Source organism: Carnobacterium sp. 1290_CSPC, assembly GCF_001053265.1.
GTDB classification, from domain to species: Bacteria; Bacillota; Bacilli; order Lactobacillales; family Aerococcaceae; genus Aerococcus; species Aerococcus urinaeequi.
Map to the genome: position 1 here is coordinate 1 of NZ_JVVG01000111.1, position 1573 is coordinate 1573.

1 pseudogene is annotated in these 1573 nt (G+C 37.3%); it reads left to right on the plus strand.

Features of this window, described 5'->3' with window-relative positions:
- Nucleotides 1–91 precede the first annotated feature (91 nt).
- Nucleotides 92–1410, plus strand: a pseudogene (locus tag AC973_RS09090) (IS1380 family transposase).
- Nucleotides 1411–1573 lie beyond the last annotated feature (163 nt).

The window sequence follows — 1573 nt, forward strand, 5'->3', positions numbered from 1 at the left end:
TCTTGTCCATCACCCATTAGGTGATGAAAAAAGAACCCCTTTCTGATATGGTTAATTCACGACAAACAACCAATAGAAAGGAGTTCTCTCAATGGTTACTTTACAAGAAACTGCTGCAAAATTCAATAATGATTTACATGTCTCTCATACAGGTGGTCGTTTATCCAGTGATTCTGGCTTAGTTCTTATAGATGAAATGATGGATGTTTTCCAATTTACTCAACTCGCTGAAAAAATAGTTACCTTTCAAGACGATCGAAAATATTGGACACATACAAATCATAAACTGTTGAAGCAATTAATTCTGCAGATTATAGCAGGTTATGATACAGATTCTGCGACAAATATTCTGCAACATGACCCAGTTTTACAGACTCTTTCAAGTGACGAGCCATTAGCTTCTCAGTCGTCTATCTCACGATTTTTTAATCGAGTGGGACAAGATACAATCCTCACACTTCAGGAGCTCAATCAAACATTAATCGACAAAGCCCGTCTAGTGCGTAATGATACAAACATGATTATAGACTTGGATTCTACGCATTCGGATACCTTCGGTAACCAAGAACAAACAGCTTACAACGCTCATTATGGAACGAATGGCTATCATCCATTAGTCGCATTTGATGGGCTGACCGGTGACTTCTTAAAAGCTAAACTCCGTTCAGGTAATCAATATACTTCCAATGGGGTTAAAGCATTTCTTAAACCACTGTTAGAACACTATAACCAAACGGTTCCAACGACTGATATCCTAGTACGTGGAGATAGTGGATTTGCAACGCCGGCTGTCTACGATCTATGCGATATACATGACAATTACTACGTCATTCGACTCAAAGCCAATCGAAACTTATACCGCTTGGCAGAAGAATTTGTGTTCTATGATAATAATCATCCTTGGGATGAAAAAGAAGTTTACTATCACTCAGTTTCCTATCAAGCTTCTTCATGGACAAAGCCTCGTCGTGTTTGCATTCGTTCGACACGAGAAGTCGGTGAATTACTTTTTAGCCATGCCTTTATTGTGACCAATCTTTCTGAAAACATTTCAGCGAAAAGCGTGTTTGAAACTTACAATAAACGCGGCACCATGGAAAATTACATTAAAGAAGCCAAGAACGGTTTCTTTTTCGATAAAACTGATAGTCCAGGATTTCTAGCAAACGAATCCCGTATGATGATTAGTCTACTGGCTTATAATTTGGTGAATTTCTTACGTACAAGCTGTTTTGATTCTAATTGGAAAGGGCTCAAGTGAATACCATCCGACTTCGGTTATTCAAAGTAGCAGGAAAAATCGTCCGTACAGCTAGACAAATGTATTTGAAGCTCTCAAGTTCGCACGTTTATCAGGCCGAGTTTTATAATACATTCAGGCGAATCCAAGGGATTCGACAGTATATTTAATAAATATTCATTTTTAAAAAAATGAACAATGCCCAGGGAGAAGTGCGCCCAAAATTCAAGTTATCCTGGAATTTCTCGTGTAATCAACGAATAGAATCAAAAAATTGAAATATCTCAATGTATATAATAGAAAAACTGCAAAATATAACAGAAACATAATAAA